The sequence below is a fragment of the Streptococcus sp. SM5 genome, from assembly GCF_027497975.1.
The window spans coordinates 1-2,441 of sequence record NZ_JAJNSC010000045.1 but is presented as its reverse complement, the minus strand read 5'-3'; the positions used below and the strand labels follow the sequence as shown (position 1 = coordinate 2,441).

At 40.5% G+C, this 2,441-nt stretch carries 5 protein-coding genes; all 5 read left to right on the top strand.

The genetic code is table 11. From position 1 onward, the window contains the following. Positions 1–365: 50S ribosomal protein L5 (gene rplE / locus PAN07_RS17265; RefSeq protein ID WP_171485923.1), on the top strand; the 365-nt coding region annotated here is incomplete at its 5' end. Between the two features lie 17 nt (positions 366–382). After that, positions 383–568, top strand: coding sequence for a type Z 30S ribosomal protein S14 (locus PAN07_RS17260; RefSeq protein ID WP_001085699.1), 186 nt, complete (start codon positions 383–385; stop codon positions 566–568). A gap of 284 nt (positions 569–852) precedes the next feature. Next, positions 853–1,251, top strand: coding sequence for a 30S ribosomal protein S8 (gene rpsH / locus PAN07_RS17255; RefSeq protein ID WP_000245504.1), 399 nt, complete (start codon positions 853–855; stop codon positions 1,249–1,251). A gap of 191 nt (positions 1,252–1,442) precedes the next feature. Beyond that, positions 1,443–1,979, top strand: coding sequence for a 50S ribosomal protein L6 (rplF, locus tag PAN07_RS17250; protein WP_075565061.1), 537 nt, complete (start codon positions 1,443–1,445; stop codon positions 1,977–1,979). 83 nt (positions 1,980–2,062) lie between these two features. Beyond that, positions 2,063–2,419, top strand: coding sequence for a 50S ribosomal protein L18 (gene rplR, locus PAN07_RS17245; protein ID WP_004251098.1), 357 nt, complete (start codon positions 2,063–2,065; stop codon positions 2,417–2,419). Positions 2,420–2,441: the final 22 nt, after the last annotated feature.

Sequence of the window (2,441 nt, the reverse complement as noted above, 5' to 3'; positions counted from 1 at the left end):
TTATCTCAGGTCAAAAACCACTTATCACTAAAGCTAAAAAATCAATCGCCGGCTTCCGTCTTCGTGAAGGTGTTGCGATCGGTGCAAAAGTTACCCTTCGTGGTGAACGTATGTACGAATTCTTGGACAAATTGGTATCTGTTTCACTTCCACGTGTTCGTGACTTCCACGGTGTTCCTACAAAATCTTTTGATGGACGCGGAAACTACACACTTGGTGTGAAAGAACAATTGATCTTCCCAGAAATCAACTTTGATGACGTTGACAAAACTCGTGGTCTTGACATCGTTATCGTAACTACTGCTAACACTGACGAAGAGTCACGTGCATTGCTTACAGGCCTTGGAATGCCTTTTGCAAAATAATATAGGAGGTATAACTAATGGCTAAAAAATCTATGATTGCTAAGAACAAACGCCCAGCGAAGTTCTCTACTCAAGCATACACTCGCTGTGAACGTTGTGGACGTCCACACTCAGTTTACCGCAAGTTTAAACTTTGCCGTGTTTGCTTCCGTGAATTGGCATATAAAGGTCAAATCCCTGGTGTAACAAAAGCATCTTGGTAATTTAAGATATCAAGGGCGTCAAAACTCAAAGTGAAAATAGGAAACTTGGCGAAGAAACTTTAGTTTCTAGAAAAGTTTATCTTTTTCACACAGAGTTTAGCCCGAGTTCAGTTTGGCTAGCCAATTTGAACACGAGCTACAGCTTTGGCAAAAAAGACCAATTCGTTTTGGAGCATGGCTCCTGCATCAAATTGCCTATTTTTGCTCTTGCTGTTACGCTCTCTGTATCATGTATTAACTAGCAAGTGCAACTTGCAAACTACTAGTAAGAGGAGAAAAATAAAATGGTTATGACTGACCCAATTGCAGACTTCTTAACTCGTATTCGTAACGCTAACCAAGCAAAACACGAAGTACTTGAAGTACCTGCATCAAACATCAAAAAAGGGATTGCTGAAATCCTTAAACGCGAAGGTTTTGTTAAGAACGTAGAAATCATCGAAGATGACAAACAAGGCATCATCCGTGTATTCCTTAAATACGGACCAAACGGTGAAAAAGTTATCACTAACTTGAAACGTGTTTCTAAACCAGGACTTCGTGTCTACAAAAAACGTGAAGATCTTCCAAAAGTACTTAACGGTCTTGGAATTGCTATCCTTTCAACTTCAGAAGGTTTGCTTACTGATAAAGAAGCTCGCCAAAAGAATGTTGGTGGGGAAGTTATCGCTTACGTTTGGTAAAATCAAGATACAGAGCTCGTAAAGAACAAAGCAAAATTAGGAAGTTGGAGCAGTTTGTTTATAAACAAGCCAACTTATCTATTTTGCACAGTTCTTAGAGCGTGTTCAGTTCAGCTCTTGAACTAAATAAGTATCTAAACCCCGTGAAAACTGGCCTTTATGGCCTGACAATTTAACAGGAGAATAAAAACATGTCACGTATTGGTAATAAAGTTATCGTGTTGCCTGCTGGTGTTGAACTCACTAACAATGACAACGTTGTAACTGTAAAAGGACCTAAAGGAGAACTTACTCGTGAGTTCTCAAAAGATATTGAAATCCGTGTGGAAGGTACTGAAGTAACTCTTCACCGTCCAAACGATTCAAAAGAAATGAAAACTATCCACGGAACTACTCGTGCACTTTTGAACAACATGGTTATTGGTGTTTCAGAAGGATTCAAGAAAGAACTTGAAATGCGTGGGGTTGGTTACCGTGCTCAACTTCAAGGAAACAAACTTGTTTTGGCTGTTGGTAAATCACATCCAGATGAAGTTGAAGCTCCAGCAGGAATTACTTTTGAACTTCCAAACCCAACGACTATCGTTATCAGCGGAATTTCAAAAGAAGTAGTTGGTCAAACAGCTGCTTACGTTCGTAGCCTTCGTTCACCAGAACCATACAAAGGTAAAGGTATCCGTTACGTTGGCGAATATGTTCGTCTTAAAGAAGGTAAAACTGGTAAATAGTGTTGAGTGGTTGATTTTCAACCACCAACCTCATTACCAACTTTGTGCATAGCACACGATTTAAAATTAAAGAGGTGAAAACTGTGATTTCTAAACCAGATAAAAACAAACTCCGCCAAAAACGCCACCGTCGCGTTCGCGGAAAACTCTCTGGAACTGCTGATCGCCCACGTTTGAACGTATTCCGTTCTAATACAGGCATCTACGCTCAAGTTATTGATGACGTAGCGGGTGTAACGCTCGCAAGTGCTTCAACTCTTGACAAAGAAGTTTCAAAAGGAACTAAAACTGAACAAGCCGTTGCTGTCGGTAAACTCGTTGCAGAACGTGCAAGTGCTAAAGGTATTTCAGAAGTGGTGTTCGACCGCGGTGGATATCTATATCACGGACGTGTGAAAGCTTTGGCTGATGCAGCTCGTGAAAACGGATTGAAATTCTAATAGGAGGACACTAGAAAATGGC